This window comes from Mesorhizobium sp. WSM4807, from assembly GCF_055811615.1.
This window is the reverse complement of record NZ_JBVVQY010000012.1, coordinates 80,668-95,419: the sequence shown is the minus strand read 5'-3', so window position 1 is coordinate 95,419 and position 14,752 is coordinate 80,668. Positions and strand designations below refer to the sequence as shown.

The following is a 14,752-nucleotide window of genomic DNA, read 5'->3' as shown; positions in this document are numbered from 1 at the left end:
TCCTAGCGGGCACTCTCCGGCTCTCATGGGGATCGGCGAAGTCGTACAAACGCGGGGACCCGCAACAGCAAAGGGTGAAACCTTATGAAAATCGTGATGGCAATCATCAAGCCGTTCAAGCTCGACGAGGTGCGCGAAGCGCTTACCGCAGTCGGCATCCAGGGCCTGACCGTCACCGAAGTCAAAGGCTATGGGCGTCAGAAGGGACACACGGAAATCTATCGCGGGGCGGAATACGCGGTCAGCTTCCTGCCGAAGATCAAGATCGAAGTCGCGGTCGGCCTGGACATGGTCGACAAGGCCGTCGAAGCCATCACCGCGGCGGCCAAGACCGGTCAGATCGGCGACGGCAAGATCTTCGTTTTCGGCATCGACCAGGCGGTGCGCATTCGCACCGGCGAAACAGACACCGACGCGCTTTGAGCTGCGGACACGTATTCCAAATGGAGAGTTCAATGAATATTTCTGCTACTTTGAAGTCGGCGGCGCGCACCGCGCTGCTGGGCTCGCTCGTTGTCACAGCACTGGGCACGGTCGCCGCATTCGCGCAGGAAGCGGCGCCGGCCGCACCGGCAGCCCCAGCCGCGCCGGCCTTTACCGTCGACAAGGGCGACACGACGTGGATGATGATTTCCACCATCCTGGTGCTGTTGATGACCATTCCCGGCCTTGCCCTTTTCTACGGCGGCCTGGTTCGCGCCAAAAATATGCTGTCGGTGCTGATGCAGGTCTTCACCATCACCAGCGTGGTCATGATCGTCTGGGTTTTCTACGGCTACAGCCTTGCCTTCACCCCAGGCAATGCCTTCGTCGGCGGCCTTTCCAAGATGTTTCTTGCCGGGGTCGACGTGACGACGGTGTCGGAAACCTTCACCAAGGGCGTCGCCATTCCTGAACTGGTGTTCGTCCTCTTCCAGATGACTTTCGCCTGCATCACGCCCGCCCTGATCGTCGGCGCATTCGCCGAACGCGTCAAGTTCTCCGCCGTGATCCTTTTCACCATCCTCTGGGTCACATTCGTCTACTTCCCGATCGCGCATATGGTCTGGTTCTGGGGTGGCCCGAGCGCTTATAGCGACCCGTCGGGGCTCATCTTCGGCTTCGGCGCCATCGACTTCGCCGGCGGCACCGTCGTTCACATCAATGCGGGCATCGCCGGCCTAGTCGGGGCGCTCATGATCGGCAAGCGCATTGGCTACAACAAGGACGTCATGGCGCCGCACTCCATGACGCTGACCATGGTCGGCGCTTCGCTGCTGTGGGTCGGCTGGTTCGGCTTCAACGCCGGTTCGAACCTCGAAGCCAACGCCTATGCGGTGCTGGCCATGGTCAACACCTTCGTCGCCACGGCGGCGGCGGCAGTGACCTGGATCGTGCTTGAAACGCTGCTGCGCGGCAAGGCGTCCATGCTTGGTGCGGTTTCGGGCGCTGTTACCGGCCTTGTCGCCGTCACGCCCGCCGCCGGTTTTGCCGGACCGATGGGCGCCATCGTGCTCGGCATCGTCGCCACCTGTGTCTGCTACTTCTTCGTCTCAGTAGTGAAGAACAAGTTCGGCTACGACGACAGCCTCGATGTCTTCGGCATTCACTGCATCGGCGGCATCATCGGCGCACTCGGCACCGGCATCCTGGTCAATCCCGCCCTCGGCGGCGCTGGCATCGTCGATTATTCGACAGCCGACTTCGCCGCCGGCTATGCCGGCACGGCGACCCAGCTGTGGTCGCAGTTCAAGGGTGTCCTGGTAACCGTGCTGTGGTCGGGTATCGGCAGCGCCATCCTCTACAAGATCGTCGATATGATCGTAGGCTTGCGCCCGACAGCCGATGCAGAGCGTGAAGGGCTCGACCTCACCGCGCATGGCGAAGCGGCCTATCACCCGTAAGTCATGTCTGGGGCGGCCTTGGCCGCTCCGCATTCTCCCATCCCGTCGTGACGCTCCCGAAAGGGCTCACGCATTGAGGCCCGGAACGTTTCCGGGCCTCTTTTTTTGCGCGCATGGCCGTGCCAGCTACTCGCCGCAAGATACTTCCCTCAACCCCTTATAGTTAATGCTGCCTTAACCTTCCCGCCGATAGTCTGGTGCTCGAATCTGCCGAGTTGCGCCTGCGCTATCGGCCGGGCAATGATAGACGGGGAAGAGCATGCGTTCAGGGGCTTCAGCACCGCTCGCGCTGGCCGATACGGGGCACGGCATCGGGGCATTCGCACGGCGTCAGGTCGGCCGGCTGGTCGGCGCCGGCCTGTTTGCGCTGGTCGCCTTCGGTATCGCCAGCCTCGCCACCTGGAACGTCGCCGACCCAAGCTTCTCCCACGCCACCGATAACATCGTCACCAACGCCATGGGCTATGTGGGCGCTGTGTTCTCCGACCTTGCCATGCAGTTCTTCGGCCTTGCTGCCGTCGCGGCCCTGGTGCCGGCGGTGGTCTGGGGATTTCTGCTGTTTTCGGCGCGCGGCGTCGACAGGCTGCCGAAGCGCGGGCTCGCCTGGTTTGGCTACGCGGTGCTTGCTGCGGCCATCGCCGGCTGCGTGGTGCCGCCGAAGACCTGGCCGCTGCCGACCGGTCTCGGCGGCGTGTTCGGCGACATGGTGCTCCAGATTCCCGGTCTCGTCGTCGGCGGCTACCCGACAGGTCTCATCGCCAGCGTGCTCGCCGTGCTTCTCGCCGCCCCGGCACTGTGGCTGTTTGCCTATGGCTCGGCGCTGATTGCGCGCCAGAACGGTTTCGCCGTCCTGGAGCAACCGGCTGCACCCGATCCGAGGGACCAGGACGACCTGCTTTTCGACAATGACGAGGACGAAGGCGACGAGGGCATTCTGGCGCTTGGCGCGATCACGCATTGGTGGCTGTCGTTGCGTGCCTATCTGCGCCGCCGCGCCGCGCGCCGCCGGGAACGCGACGATTTCGAACCGGAGATGGAACCGCGCGCCAGCGCCTGGCGCCGCGCTGCCGAGAGGGTCGAATCGGCCGAGTTCGCCGAAGCGCGGATGAGCCCCGATGGCCGCGCCCGCGTCGAGCCGGAATTCTTCGCCGCCATGGTCAACGACCGCAGCGCCTCGCTCGATCCCGACGACGCCGATGTTTTTGACGATGACGACGACATGGATTTTGCGCCGGAGCCCGTGGGCCAGCGCAGCACTGCGCCCAATGCGAAGGTGCAGCCGTTCCGCTCCGATGCGGCCACACGCGTCGCGGCGCCGGCGCCCCGACCCGTTCCGGGCGCTCGTGTCCAGCGCGAAGCCCAGACCTCGCTGATCGGCTCCGAACAATTCGAAATGCCGTCGCTGCATTTCCTGTCCGAACCGAAGAACGTCGTGCGCGACGCCAGCCTGTCCAAGGACGCGCTCGAGCAGAATGCCCGTCTGCTCGAGGGCGTGCTGGAGGATTTCGGCGTCAAGGGCGAGATCATCCATGTCCGCCCCGGCCCGGTCGTCACGCTTTACGAGCTGGAGCCGGCGCCCGGCATCAAATCGTCGCGGGTCATCGGCCTGTCCGACGACATCGCCCGCTCGATGAGCGCGATCGCCTGCCGCGTCGCGGTGGTGCCCGGCCGCAACGCCATCGGCATCGAGCTGCCGAACGCCAAGCGCGAGACCGTCTATCTCAGGGAAATCATGGCCAGCCGCGATTTCGAGACCACCAAGGCCAAGCTGGCGCTGGCGCTCGGCAAAACCATCAATGGCGAGGCGGTCATCGTCGACATCGCCAAGATGCCGCACGTGCTGGTCGCCGGCACCACCGGTTCGGGCAAGTCTGTCGCCATCAACACCATGATCCTGTCGCTGCTCTACCGGCTGACGCCGCAGGACTGCCGACTGATCATGATCGACCCGAAAATGCTGGAGCTCTCGGTCTATGACGGCATCCCGCATCTTCTGACGCCTGTCGTCACCGACCCGAAGAAGGCGGTGGTGGCGCTGAAATGGACCGTGCGCGAGATGGAGGACCGCTACCGCAAGATGTCCAAGGTCGGCGTCCGCAACATCGACGGTTTCAACGCGCGGGTGCAGCAGGCGGAGAAGAAAGGCGAGAAAATCTCGCGCACCGTGCAGACCGGCTTCGACCGCCAGACCGGCGAAGCGGTCTACGAGACCGAAAACCTCGATCTCGAGCCGATGCCCTACATCGTCGTCATCATCGACGAGATGGCCGATTTGATGATGGTCGCCGGCAAGGACATCGAAGGCGCGGTGCAGCGCCTGGCGCAGATGGCGCGCGCCGCCGGCATCCACGTCATCATGGCGACGCAGCGGCCGTCGGTCGACGTCATCACCGGCACGATCAAGGCCAACTTCCCGACCCGCATCTCCTTCCAGGTGACGTCGAAGATCGACAGCCGCACCATCCTGGGCGAGCAGGGCGCCGAACAGCTGCTTGGCATGGGCGACATGCTCTACATGGCCGGCGGCGGCCGCATCCAGCGCGTACACGGCCCCTTTGTTTCCGATGACGAGGTCGAGAAGATCGTCGCTCATCTGAAGCTGCAGGGCGTGCCGGAATATCTCGACGCCATTACCGAGGATGACGATGAGGACGACGACGAGCCGTCGGGCAAGGGTGGTTCGGGCGGTGGCGGCGGCAATTTCGAGGATTCCGACGATCCCTACGACCAGGCGGTTGCCGTGGTGCTGCGCGACGGCAAGGCCTCGACCAGCTACATCCAGCGCCGGCTCGGCATCGGCTACAACCGCGCCGCCTCGATCATCGAGAAGATGGAGAAGGAAGGTATTGTCGGCCCGGCCAACCATGCCGGAAAACGCGAGATTCTGGTGCCGACGGAGGACGACAAGTTCTGATCCGCCCCGGCACCAACCGATAGGATTTTCGCGGCTGCAACCTGACGGCGGCAACTTTGAACCTTCTGGCGCGTTTGCAACGACCAAGCGCTGTTCGGCCGTCAAACTTAAGCCCAACTGGGGGGCCAAACACTGCGACAACAGATAAACCAGACGAGAGTGACCGGCATGAAAAATTCTTCTTTTGCCACGATCAGCGACTTTGCCCCGACCCGCCGCCAGCTGCTTGGCCTCGGCCTGGTCCTGGCAGGTGCTGCGGCCATCAACGTCGTGCCCGGGGTCCAGTTGCTGGCGTCGGCGCAAGCGGCGGTGCCACCCACCGCGCAGAAGATCGCCGACCATTTTTCCTCGGTCAAATCGATGGCCGGCGAATTCGTGCAGTTCGGACCCAAGGGCGAACAGACCGGCGGCAAGTTCTTTCTGGAACGGCCGGGCAAGATCCGCTTCAACTATGACGGGACGTCGAATTTCCGGGTGATCTCCGACGGCAAGTCGGTGGTCATCCTCAACAAGCGGCTGAAAACGTCCGATCTCTACCCGCTATCGAAGACGCCGCTCAAGCTGCTGCTCGACACCAAGATCGACCTCTCCGGCGGCCGCGTCAAAAGCGTCAAGGAAGAGAACGACGTCACCACCATTCAACTCGCCGACAAATCGGTGTTCGGCAGTTCGAAGATCACCATGATGTTCGATCCGAAAACCTACGAATTGCGCCAGTGGACGATCACCGATGCGCAAGGCAAGGACACGACGGTGATGATCTTCAACGTCAGGGAAGGCGTAAGCTTCGCCCCCGACACTTTTGCCATCGACTATACGGCGAACCGGGAACTCAATACCAAGTCGCGCTAAGGTATGTTGATATTCAGGTGATGCCGGCCTGCAAATGGCGGGTTCCTGCGCTTCCGGTGCTCACGTACCAAAAGTACGCTCCGCTCCTGTTCTCGGAACCCATCATTTTCGGCTCGGCCTGACCTGAATCTCAGCGAACCCTGGTGCCAGCCCAGGCCGCGCTTCGAGCGTGGGCCGGCTTGTTTTTGCCGCGCTCCGCTGGCAGGTTCCGGCCCGACTCTTTCATGGGCGCATGACTCGCCAAGGCGTTCACCTCTGGCGGCCATGCGCTGCCCTGGATCCTGTGCATGCCCTTTTCCATCGCCACCTGGAACATCAATTCCGTCCGCCTGCGCATGCCAATCGTCGAGCGCCTGCTCGAGGAACAGGCGCCAGATGTGCTCTGCCTGCAGGAAACCAAAGTTCCCGACGAATTGTTCCCCGAGAAGGCCTTCCGCAAGCTCGGCTACGACCACATCGCCTTCCATGGTCAGAAAGGCTATCACGGCGTAGCGACGGTGTCGCGCCGGCCGATCGCGATTGTCGACAAGCGCCGCTTCTGCGAGATCGAGGACTGCCGGCATCTGTCGGTCACCGTCCGGGCCGGCGGCAAGGCGATCCTGCTGCACAATTTCTACGTTCCGGCCGGCGGCGACGAGCCCGATCCGATCATCAACCGCAAGTTCAAGCACAAGCTGGATTTCGTCGCCGAGATGAACGCCATCCGCGCCGAGCATGGCGAAATGTCCGGTTCGATCCTGGTCGGCGACCTCAACATCGCGCCGCTCGAGCACGATGTCTGGTCGCACAAGCAGCTATTGAAAGTGGTCAGCCATACGCCGGTCGAGACGGAAAGTTTCGAGGCGATGCGGCTCGCCGGCGAGTGGGTCGACCTGATGCGGCTCAACGTGCCTTATGAGCAAAAGCTCTACACCTGGTGGAGCTATCGCGCGCAGGATTGGGAAGCGTCGGATCGCGGCCGGCGGCTCGACCATGTCTGGTCGTCGCCAAATCTGGTGCCGAGCTTTGCCGGCTACGAAATCCTGCGGCCGGCCCGCGGCTGGGAACGGCCTTCGGACCATGTGCCGGTGATCGCGCGGTTCGACCTGGATTAGGTGTATCGATATTCAGATGAGGCCGGCCTGCGAATGGTGGTCTCCTGCGCTTCCGGTGCTCACGTACCCAAAAGTACGGTTCTCGGACCCCACCATTCTGGTCGCTTCGCGCCCGTCTTCGACTCCGGCTCTGCCTGATCTGAATCTCGACACACCTCAGCCCTTGCCGCCCTGATCCGATTGGCTTTCACGGTCTGTTGGTTGCGAGGGCGAGTTGAAAAGCATCCGGTTCAGTTGTCGAAACGCGGCGCCAGTTTCTCGATGCGGCGGATCAATGCCTGAAAATCCTCCGAGATGCGCTGGTGCAGATGGACCGCGATATCGGGATATTCCTCCAGGATGCGGTGGAACATCTTGCGGCTGAGCCGCAGCACTTCCGAATCGATTTCGGCGGATGCGCTGGTCAGCCGGTTGGTGTCGGCGATCAGCGCCAGTTCGCTCAACATGGTACCGGGGCCGGCCGTGCCTATCGGCACGCGGGCGCCATCCTGCTCGCGATAGAGCACGATGCGCCCGCTGACCACGATGTAGGCGCAATCGGCCTCGTCGTCCTCGCGGTAGAGCTTGTGGTCGGCCTGCAGGCTGGTGGTTTCCGCGCCAAAGGCGAGCAGACGCAACTGTTCCTGCGTGAAGCCCTCGAAGAGCCTCACGGCGGACAGGATGCGGATGTCGTCATCCAACGCCATCTAGCTATGTCCCCGAACGGCCAGTCCAATCCCTCCCTTAGAGCGCCGAGCCTCCTTTCGACGCGCAAAGGACGCTCGAACGCTTTGAACTTGACCCACCGTGCTTTCCAAAAATCGAACCGATTTTTGGGCCGATGCGTCAGCGAGTTCGATCCAGAACCACCTCCAGTCTCAGGATCGTACCCCGAAAGCGGCCCCTGCCCCGACCGCTGATTGAATGATTAAATGTTTAAGGAACCAGCTTGTAGCCGCCGCTTTCTGTCACAAGAATTTCTGCATTGGAAGGATCGCGCTCGATCTTCTGGCGCAGCCGATAGACATGGGTTTCCAGCGTGTGCGTGGTGACGCCGGAATTGTAGCCCCAGACTTCCTCGAGCAGCACGTCGCGCGTCACCACCTTCTGGTCGGCGCGATAGAGATACTTGATGATCGAGGCTTCCTTTTCGGTTAGCCGCACCTTGGCGCCGCGCTGGTCGATCAGAAGCTTCTGGCTGGGCTTGAAAGTGTAGGGGCCGACCGAAAAGGTGGCGTCTTCGCTCTGCTCATGCTGGCGAAGCTGGGCACGGATACGGGCCAAGAGAACCGCGAAGCGGAACGGCTTGGTCACATAGTCGTTGGCGCCGGCTTCGAGGCCGAGAATCGTGTCGGAATCGGTGTCGTGTCCCGTCAGCATAATGATGGGCGACTTGTAGCCGCCCTTGCGTAGTATCTTCACCGCCTCCCGGCCATCCATGTCGGGCAGGCCGACATCCATGATGAGCAGATCGATGAGGCCGCCGCGGGCCGTGGCGACGCCTTTGGCGGCGGTTGATTCCTGCAGGACATCGAATTCCTCATAGAGAGACAATTGCTCAACGAGCGTGCCGCGCAGGTCGTCATCGTCATCGACGATCAGAATGGTGCGTGAAGTCATGGATCAATCCGTTGTTTTGAAAAGAAAATTCAGTTGACCGCTGCCTGTTTATGCGGAAGCTGACCGGCACAACAGCCGATCACAATGATTTGTTCCGTGGCACGATCATACAAGAAAAAACGCGCGTGCAATGAGGCGAGCGCATTTTTGCGAAAAGGGCTTCGTGTTCTCACGGTGCGTGCCAGGCCCGGCCACGCCAGCCAGGGGCTCCTGCAGGCCGGCAAACTGGTGTTTTCCTGTGCGCTGGGACGCGGCGGCATATCGGCCGGCAAACGCGAAGGCGACGGCGCCACGCCGCTTGGTTCGATGAGGATCCTGTCGGGCTATTTCCGTAACGATCATTTCTCCGGCGGCCGCAAAACCCGGCTGGCGATGACACCGATCGGTCCCGATCTCGGCTGGTGCGAAGTGCCTGAGGACCGCAACTACAACCGTCCGGTCAAGATTCCCTATGGCGCCAGCCACGAGCGGATGCTGCGCGCCGACCGGCTCTATGATGCCTGCCTGGTGCTCGACTGGAACATTTCGCCGCGCCGCCGCGGGCGCGGCAGCGCCATCTTCTTTCATCTGGCGCGCCCCGGCTTCACGCCGACGCAAGGCTGCGTCGCGGTGACGGCGCGCACGATGGCCCGGCTGCTGCCGCTGCTGTCGGACCGCACGGTGATGAGGGTGGTGAGGTAGGGGAATAGGGGGATAGGGGAATAGGGAAGGAACAAAGTGTCAGTAGGATTGCGCAGGCGCGCCGCTTGCCTATTCGTTTTCCTACTGCCCTACTGCCCTACTGCCCTACTGCCCTACTGCCCTACTGCCCTACTGCCCTACTGCCCTACTCCCCCTACGTCCGCGGCCTCTGCCAGCCGATGTCGAGCAGACCCAACCGGCCGAGTTCCCGGTCCATCACGTGCGCGACATCCTTGCGTTCGGCGCCGATGTCGCGCAATTGGCGGTCCGGAAGATCCTCGACTTTTTCATGCGGGAGGTTGACCGCAACTTTCGCATGGCGAAACCAGTCAAGCGTCGCGCACAGCCAGGCCGGGCGGACGGTTTCAGAGCTCAAGGCAATGTGAGACATCGTGCAATCCGCTTCTCCGGATATCAAATCCGGCTTGATGTTTATTCGATGGTCACATCATGACGGATTGAAAATAAAACGAGAAACGAGTAGTTTTCTCTCCATCTTCAAGTTTTGTTTGAGGATTGGAAATGCTCGACCGGCCTCTTCTCGTCCTACTCTGATGGCTCGCCTGCTGCCCGGAACCCGTGCACTGCGGACGCTGGAGGCGGCGGCCCGGCACCTCAATTTCACCCGCGCCGCAGACGAGCTCGGCCTGACGCCGGCCGCGGTCAGCCACCAGATCAAGGAAATCGAGGATCAGCTCGGCATCGTGCTGTTCACGCGCACCAGCCGCACGATCCGGCTGACGGAGGCGGGCGCGGTGTTGTTCGAGGCCTCGACCGACGCGCTCGACCTGCTTGGCCGGGCCGTCTCACGGGCGCACAAGATGGCGCGCGGAACGGCGCTGCTGAAAGTGACCCTCGACGCCCAGTTCGCGACAAAATGGCTTATGCGGCGCGTCGATGATTTTCGCAAGCAGCGGCCTGGCATCGAGCTCCGCTTCGACATTGCCTCCGAATTGCGCGATTTCGACCTGGACGACGTCGATGTCGGCATCCGATTCGGCGCGGGAAAATATCCGGGCCTTTGCACCCACCGGCTGTTCGAAAATGTCATCATACCTGTGTGCAGCCCCAGCCTGCTGGCCTCCGGCCCGCCGCTGCGCGAGCCACGCGATCTCTTCCATCACACGCTCGCCCATATCGAGTGGGCGCGACAAGGCGTGACCTGGCCGAATTGGCGGATGTGGATGGCGGCGGCCGGCGTCGACGATTTCGACGACAGCCGGACAATCGTGTTCAACACCTCGACCGACGCCGTACAGGCCGCGCTCGACGGCAATGCCGTCGCACTCGCCGATTTTGCCATGGTGGCAAACGACCTTTCCGAGGGCCGGCTGATCCGGCCCTTCGAACTTGGCATCAAGGTTCCGCCCGACTTCGCCTACTTCCTGGTCTATCCCATCGCCTCGGCCAACGACCCCAGGATCGTGGCGTTCAGGGATTGGCTCCTGAACGAAGTTCACAACCCGCAGCCGGACCCGACGCTGGGATGAGCTTTACGTCGCTCTGAGTTGGCCAGCCGGCGGTCGTCGACCTATTTCGTGGCGGCAGGGTCAGCCGGCAACTTCCGCCGCGCCGAACCAGCCGATCACCGCGCCGATGATCAGCAGCACGCCAAGCCAGTGGCTGCCGTCGATGATGGTCAGATCCCAGCCGAAACCTTGGTAGCGATGATTGACGGAAAGCGTCGTGGCGACGAATCCGAGCCAGAGAACGAAGCCGAAGACGAGCCCGGCAATGAGGCTCGGTTCGCCACCGGTCATCGCTCCAATGACCAGAGACATGACGAGCGCCATAACAAGTTCCGCGATGAAGCTGATGACGAAGGGCAACGGCGATTTACCCATGGTCGCCGGATCAAGCTTGGCGGCCTTGAGCCACGGCTTGCTCAGGCCCATGTACCAGGCAGCGCCGAACAACCACGCCACCACCGCGGCGACGATCACCGCCAGCCAGTTCACTGCTGAGAAATCCATGATTTCCCTCCCCGGAAGCATGTCGCCCAAAAGCATGCCCCCGGGCCCGAACCGGGGGTGCCCAGCGGTTTTGGGACAACGACATGCGTATTCTCAAAATCGATGCGCGATGGAACGCCTGTTCGGCGGTGCCATCAAGCAAACCGCCAGACGGTCGTGCGCTTGACCAGGGCGTCTTCCAGCGCCCGGGTTACCGCCACTTCATAGACGGCAAGCGGTTCCAGCCCCGTCTTCGGCAGATAGGAGCGGCCGGGATCGCCAACGAGGATGTCGGCGCCGCGCGCCTTCAGCGTCGCGAACCATGGCATAAGCCGGTCGGCGAAGGATTTGTCGTAGAAGACGTCGCCGGCCAGAACCACATCCCAACCCGCATCGGTTCCGATGCAGTCCGAGCCGAGGAACTTTATTCCGACATCATTGGCCTCGGCGTTGAGGCGGATCGCCGTCGCGCAGAACGGGTCGATGTCGGCGGCGATCACCTCTGCCGCGCCGGCCTTCGCCGCCGCAAAGGCGACAAGGCCGGAACCGGAGGCAAAGTCGAGCACGCGCTTGCCCTGCACATCAGCCGGATTGTCGAGGATGTAGCGGGCAAGGCCTTGGCCGCCGGCCCAGGCGAAGGCCCAGAAAGGCGGCGGCAGGCCGATTTCGGCCAGTTCGTCCTCGGTCCGCTGCCACAATTCATGCGCTTCGTCGGCCATATGCAGCAGGATCTCCGGCACATGCGGCGGCGCCATCAGCGCCGTGTTGTCGAGGATGAAGTTTCTCGCGCTGTTTGGCGTCAGCGCCGTCACGGAGCCGGCGTCAGGCCGCCCATGCGGCAGACCTCTTTCCATTCGGCCGGCGTCACCGGCTGCACGGAAAGCCGTCCGAGCCGGACCAGTGCCATCTCGGCAAGCTTGGGATTGGCCTTGACCTGTTCCAGCGTCACCGGCTTCGGCACATCCTTGACGGCGCGGATATCGACGCATTCCCAGCGTGGATCATCTGACGTGGTGTCCTGATGGGCCAGCGCGCAGACCTCGACGATGCCGACCACGTCGAGCCCGTCGTTGGAATGGTAGAAGAAGCCGAGATCGCCGATCTGCATCGCCTTCATGTTGTTGCGCGCCGCATAATTGCGCACGCCGTCCCATTGCGTGCCGGCCTTGCCCTTCGCCTTGAGGTCCTCGAAGGAGAAGACCGAGGGTTCGGATTTGAACAGCCAGTAGTTCATCGTTTTTGCTCCTCCTGGCGGCTGAGAATCAGCTACAGCGCCGCGCGTCTTTCAGACGCGCAAAGGACGCTGTGGCACTTTGATTTTGCGCATGATCCTTTCCGAAATCGATTCCGATTTTCGGGGTCATGCGCTCGCCGGCTTGTTGAAGGTCCAATTCCATTGCCGGATTTCGACGCTTTCGAACAGCCCGGCCTTGGCGTAGGGGTCTGCTGCCGATAGCGCCTCTGCCGCGGCCAGATCGGGCGCCTCGACCACGACGAGACTGCCGTTCGGCTTGCCGTCGGTGTCGAGGAACGGACCGGCGAAGGCCAGCTTCTTCTCGCCGTTCAATCCTTCCAGGAAGGCAACATGCTCGGGCCGCGTATCCAGCCGCACCTGCAGGCGTCCGGCCCTGTCCTTGCAAATCAAAGCAAACAGCATCTTCCATCTCCGGATCGTTCGAGGTTACACGTCGCTTTCGGTCTTCAGCGGCCTTGTCATCAGCGCCGACACAGCCTGCCGGATGGTGATCGTGCCGTCCAGTATGGCGGCGACGGCGGCGATGATCGGCGCGTCGATCTTGCGTTCGGTGGCGATGCGGGCGGCGATCGCCGCCGTCGGCACGCCTTCGGCCAAGCGCAGCCCGGCAAGCGGCTTGCCTTGCCCCAGCGCCAGCCCGTAGGCGAAATTGCGCGACTGGGCGGACGAGCAGGTCAGCAGCAGATCGCCGAGGCCGGAAAGCCCCATCAGCGTTTCGGGCCTGGCGCCGAAGGCAGCACCGATGCGGCGCAATTCGACAAAGCCTCGCGTCACCATGGCGGCCTGGGCGCTGGCGCCGAGCCCAGCGCCGGTGACCGCGCCGGCGGCAATGGCGAAGACGTTCTTCAGCGCACCGCCGATCTCGACGCCGATGAGATCGTCGCTCGAATAGCAGCGCAGGTTCTGCGCCGAGAAGCGGGCGGCAAGATCGGCCGCCAGACCCTCGTTGCGGGCGGCGACCACCACGGCCGTCGGCAGACCTCTAGCGACGTCGGTGGCGAAGCTCGGGCCGGACAGGGCGGCGACCGGATTTTTAGGCAGGATCTCGTCGACGATCGCCGACAGCAAAGCGCCGGTGTCACGCTCGATGCCCTTGGCGCAGAGGACCAGCGGGACGTCTTTGGGCATATGGGTTTTCGCGGTGGTCAGCATGGCGCGCAGCGACTGCGCCGGCGCCACCGCCAGCACGCAATCGGCGCCGTCGAGCGCAGCCTCGATGTCGCTCGTTGCCACGATGCCGGCCTGGAGCGCGATGCCCGGCAGATAGCGCGGATTTTCGCCACGGTCGATCGCGGCGACGGTCTCCGGGTCGCGCGCATAGAGGCGGACGAAATGACCGGCTCGCAACATGGCCAGCGCCAGCGCCGTGCCCCAGGCACCGCCGCCGAGTACGGCAATGCGCCAGCCGCTTGGCGCCTTGTGCCCGCTGCCGGTCATGCCTTGGCCCCGCGCCGGCCCGAGCCGACCATCGGGGCAGAGATGCTGTCCAGCGGCCAGCGCGAGCGCGGCACGAAATCGGCGGTGTTTTCACCCGCGATGCCAGCGCGAAACCGCTCGATGCCGGCCCAGGCGATCATCGCCGCATTGTCGGTGCAGAGTTTGAGCGGCGGCGCGACGAAAGCAAAGCCGGCTTTCTCGCACAGGGCTTCGAGCGTCGTCTTAATCGTCCGGTTGGCCGCGACGCCGCCGGCAACAACGAGCGCAGGCTTCAGTTCGCCTGGAAATTCCTGACGGAATCGGTTCAGCGCCCTCGCAACGCGATCGTCCAGCGCATCCGCCACCGCCGCCTGGAACGAGGCGCAGATGTCGGCGACGTCCTGGTCGCTCAACGGAGCAATGGCCGTCGCCGCCTGGCGCACGGCGGTCTTCAGCCCGGAAAAGGAGAAATCGGGCTGCGCCGAGCCCTTCATCGGCCGCGGGAAGGCGAAGCGCGCGGCATCGCCGGTCGCCGCCGCCTTCTCGACATTCGGTCCGCCAGGATAGGGCAGGCCGAGCATCTTGGCCGTCTTGTCGAAGGCTTCGCCAAGCGCATCGTCGATGGTTGTCGCCCAGCGCTGGTAGTCGCCAACGCCACGCACCGCGACGATCTGGGTGTGGCCGCCGGACACCAGCAGCAACAGGTAGGGAAAGTCGAGCCCGTCGGTCAACCGCGCGGTCAGCGCATGGCCTTCGAGGTGGTTGATTGCGATCAGCGGCTTGTTTGCGGCCGCGGCAATGGCTTTCGCCGTCATCAGCCCGACGATCAGCCCGCCGACCAGGCCGGGGCCGGCAGTCGCGGCGATTGCGTCGATGTCGGCGAGTTCGACGCCCGAATCGGCGAGCGCTGCCTCGATGATGCCGTCCAGCGCCTCGACATGGGCGCGCGCGGCGATTTCCGGCACGACGCCGCCAAAGGCTGCATGCTCCTCGATCTGGCTGAGCACGATATCTGACAGGATTTTGGGTGCGCCGCCGGCGTCCAGCGCTACCACGCTGGCGGCGGTCTCGTCGCAACTCGTCTCAATACCCAGAACGCGGATCAA

Annotated in this window: 16 protein-coding genes; 7 read left to right on the top strand and 9 right to left on the bottom strand. The window is 63.3% G+C overall.

The window, feature by feature from the left end; all coding sequences use genetic code 11:
• The first annotated feature begins 84 nt into the window (after positions 1–84).
• The 5 genes from AC0L3N_RS17600 (at position 85) to AC0L3N_RS17580 (ending at position 6,743) form a co-directional block, all read left to right on the top strand.
• The gene (locus AC0L3N_RS17600; RefSeq protein WP_023800571.1) at positions 85–423 is read left to right on the top strand and encodes a P-II family nitrogen regulator; all 339 of its coding nucleotides are present in this window, start codon (positions 85–87) and stop codon (positions 421–423) included.
• Between the two features lie 32 nt (positions 424–455).
• Positions 456–1,883, top strand: coding sequence for an ammonium transporter (locus AC0L3N_RS17595; RefSeq protein WP_473548795.1), 1,428 nt, complete (start codon positions 456–458; stop codon positions 1,881–1,883).
• 259 nt (positions 1,884–2,142) lie between these two features.
• Positions 2,143–4,797 carry an FtsK/SpoIIIE family DNA translocase gene (locus AC0L3N_RS17590; RefSeq protein WP_473548793.1) on the top strand — a complete coding sequence of 885 codons (2,655 nt, stop codon included), beginning with the start codon at positions 2,143–2,145 and terminating at the stop codon, positions 4,795–4,797.
• Between the two features lie 168 nt (positions 4,798–4,965).
• Entirely contained in the window at positions 4,966–5,649 is a 684-nt protein-coding gene (locus AC0L3N_RS17585) for an outer membrane lipoprotein carrier protein LolA (RefSeq protein ID WP_352951844.1), read from the top strand.
• A 287-nt stretch (positions 5,650–5,936) separates the two neighbouring features.
• Positions 5,937–6,743 carry an exodeoxyribonuclease III gene (locus AC0L3N_RS17580; protein ID WP_473548791.1) on the top strand — a complete coding sequence of 269 codons (807 nt, stop codon included), beginning with the start codon at positions 5,937–5,939 and terminating at the stop codon, positions 6,741–6,743.
• Positions 6,744–6,973: 230 nt separating this feature from the next.
• On the opposite strand, the gene AC0L3N_RS17575 is transcribed toward AC0L3N_RS17580, so the two are convergent.
• Both AC0L3N_RS17575 and AC0L3N_RS17570 read right to left on the bottom strand, forming a co-directional pair.
• Complete coding sequence (locus AC0L3N_RS17575; RefSeq protein WP_123148830.1) at positions 6,974–7,429, bottom strand: cyclic nucleotide-binding domain-containing protein; 456 nt, start codon at positions 7,427–7,429, stop codon at positions 6,974–6,976.
• Between the two features lie 229 nt (positions 7,430–7,658).
• Complete coding sequence (locus AC0L3N_RS17570) at positions 7,659–8,342, bottom strand: response regulator transcription factor (RefSeq protein WP_029349304.1); 684 nt, start codon at positions 8,340–8,342, stop codon at positions 7,659–7,661.
• Between the two features lie 84 nt (positions 8,343–8,426).
• Between AC0L3N_RS17570 and AC0L3N_RS17565 the strand changes: the two genes are divergently transcribed.
• Positions 8,427–9,023, top strand: coding sequence for a L,D-transpeptidase family protein (locus AC0L3N_RS17565; RefSeq protein ID WP_473548790.1), 597 nt, complete (start codon positions 8,427–8,429; stop codon positions 9,021–9,023).
• 154 nt (positions 9,024–9,177) lie between these two features.
• On the opposite strand, the gene AC0L3N_RS17560 is transcribed toward AC0L3N_RS17565, so the two are convergent.
• Positions 9,178–9,414, bottom strand: coding sequence for a hypothetical protein (locus AC0L3N_RS17560; RefSeq protein WP_473548789.1), 237 nt, complete (start codon positions 9,412–9,414; stop codon positions 9,178–9,180).
• A gap of 163 nt (positions 9,415–9,577) precedes the next feature.
• Between AC0L3N_RS17560 and gcvA the strand changes: the two genes are divergently transcribed.
• Positions 9,578–10,513: a transcriptional regulator GcvA gene (gcvA, locus tag AC0L3N_RS17555; RefSeq protein ID WP_123148833.1), complete on the top strand. Its 936-nt coding sequence runs from the start codon at positions 9,578–9,580 to the stop codon at positions 10,511–10,513.
• A 60-nt stretch (positions 10,514–10,573) separates the two neighbouring features.
• Here gcvA and AC0L3N_RS17550 read toward each other — a convergent pair whose 3' ends face one another.
• From AC0L3N_RS17550 to tsaD, 6 genes are all read right to left on the bottom strand, one after another.
• Positions 10,574–10,996 carry a DUF1761 domain-containing protein gene (locus AC0L3N_RS17550; protein ID WP_473548788.1) on the bottom strand — a complete coding sequence of 141 codons (423 nt, stop codon included), beginning with the start codon at positions 10,994–10,996 and terminating at the stop codon, positions 10,574–10,576.
• A 134-nt stretch (positions 10,997–11,130) separates the two neighbouring features.
• Positions 11,131–11,730 (bottom strand): class I SAM-dependent methyltransferase, encoded by a 600-nt coding sequence (locus tag AC0L3N_RS17545; RefSeq protein WP_473548889.1) that lies wholly within the window; start codon positions 11,728–11,730, stop codon positions 11,131–11,133.
• Positions 11,731–11,783: 53 nt separating this feature from the next.
• Complete coding sequence (locus AC0L3N_RS17540) at positions 11,784–12,209, bottom strand: EVE domain-containing protein (RefSeq protein WP_123148835.1); 426 nt, start codon at positions 12,207–12,209, stop codon at positions 11,784–11,786.
• A 126-nt stretch (positions 12,210–12,335) separates the two neighbouring features.
• The gene (locus AC0L3N_RS17535; RefSeq protein ID WP_123148836.1) at positions 12,336–12,632 is read right to left on the bottom strand and encodes a YciI-like protein; all 297 of its coding nucleotides are present in this window, start codon (positions 12,630–12,632) and stop codon (positions 12,336–12,338) included.
• Between the two features lie 24 nt (positions 12,633–12,656).
• Positions 12,657–13,667 carry an NAD(P)H-dependent glycerol-3-phosphate dehydrogenase gene (locus AC0L3N_RS17530; protein ID WP_123148837.1) on the bottom strand — a complete coding sequence of 337 codons (1,011 nt, stop codon included), beginning with the start codon at positions 13,665–13,667 and terminating at the stop codon, positions 12,657–12,659.
• The gene (gene tsaD, locus AC0L3N_RS17525; RefSeq protein ID WP_473548888.1) at positions 13,664–14,749 is read right to left on the bottom strand and encodes a tRNA (adenosine(37)-N6)-threonylcarbamoyltransferase complex transferase subunit TsaD; all 1,086 of its coding nucleotides are present in this window, start codon (positions 14,747–14,749) and stop codon (positions 13,664–13,666) included. The genes AC0L3N_RS17530 and tsaD overlap by 4 nt, the downstream gene beginning before the upstream one ends.
• Between the last annotated feature and the right edge of the window lie 3 nt (positions 14,750–14,752).

What these genes read in the sequence shown, in the direction of transcription:
- AC0L3N_RS17580 (WP_473548791.1), top strand. Translation starts at nt 5,937, where the DNA reads ATGCCCTTTTCCATCGCCACCTGGAACATCAATTCCGTCCGCCTGCGC.
- AC0L3N_RS17575 (WP_123148830.1), bottom strand. Translation starts at nt 7,429, where the DNA reads ATGGCGTTGGATGACGACATCCGCATCCTGTCCGCCGTGAGGCTCTTC.
- gcvA (WP_123148833.1), top strand. Translation starts at nt 9,578, where the DNA reads ATGGCTCGCCTGCTGCCCGGAACCCGTGCACTGCGGACGCTGGAGGCG.
- AC0L3N_RS17530 (WP_123148837.1), bottom strand. Translation starts at nt 13,667, where the DNA reads ATGACCGGCAGCGGGCACAAGGCGCCAAGCGGCTGGCGCATTGCCGTA.
- AC0L3N_RS17545 (WP_473548889.1), bottom strand. Translation starts at nt 11,730, where the DNA reads ATGGCGCCGCCGCATGTGCCGGAGATCCTGCTGCATATGGCCGACGAA.
- AC0L3N_RS17595 (WP_473548795.1), top strand. Translation starts at nt 456, where the DNA reads ATGAATATTTCTGCTACTTTGAAGTCGGCGGCGCGCACCGCGCTGCTG.
- AC0L3N_RS17565 (WP_473548790.1), top strand. Translation starts at nt 8,427, where the DNA reads ATGATTTGTTCCGTGGCACGATCATACAAGAAAAAACGCGCGTGCAAT.
- AC0L3N_RS17585 (WP_352951844.1), top strand. Translation starts at nt 4,966, where the DNA reads ATGAAAAATTCTTCTTTTGCCACGATCAGCGACTTTGCCCCGACCCGC.
- AC0L3N_RS17590 (WP_473548793.1), top strand. Translation starts at nt 2,143, where the DNA reads ATGCGTTCAGGGGCTTCAGCACCGCTCGCGCTGGCCGATACGGGGCAC.
- AC0L3N_RS17535 (WP_123148836.1), bottom strand. Translation starts at nt 12,632, where the DNA reads ATGCTGTTTGCTTTGATTTGCAAGGACAGGGCCGGACGCCTGCAGGTG.
- AC0L3N_RS17550 (WP_473548788.1), bottom strand. Translation starts at nt 10,996, where the DNA reads ATGGATTTCTCAGCAGTGAACTGGCTGGCGGTGATCGTCGCCGCGGTG.
- AC0L3N_RS17570 (WP_029349304.1), bottom strand. Translation starts at nt 8,342, where the DNA reads ATGACTTCACGCACCATTCTGATCGTCGATGACGATGACGACCTGCGC.
- AC0L3N_RS17540 (WP_123148835.1), bottom strand. Translation starts at nt 12,209, where the DNA reads ATGAACTACTGGCTGTTCAAATCCGAACCCTCGGTCTTCTCCTTCGAG.
- AC0L3N_RS17600 (WP_023800571.1), top strand. Translation starts at nt 85, where the DNA reads ATGAAAATCGTGATGGCAATCATCAAGCCGTTCAAGCTCGACGAGGTG.
- AC0L3N_RS17560 (WP_473548789.1), bottom strand. Translation starts at nt 9,414, where the DNA reads ATGTCTCACATTGCCTTGAGCTCTGAAACCGTCCGCCCGGCCTGGCTG.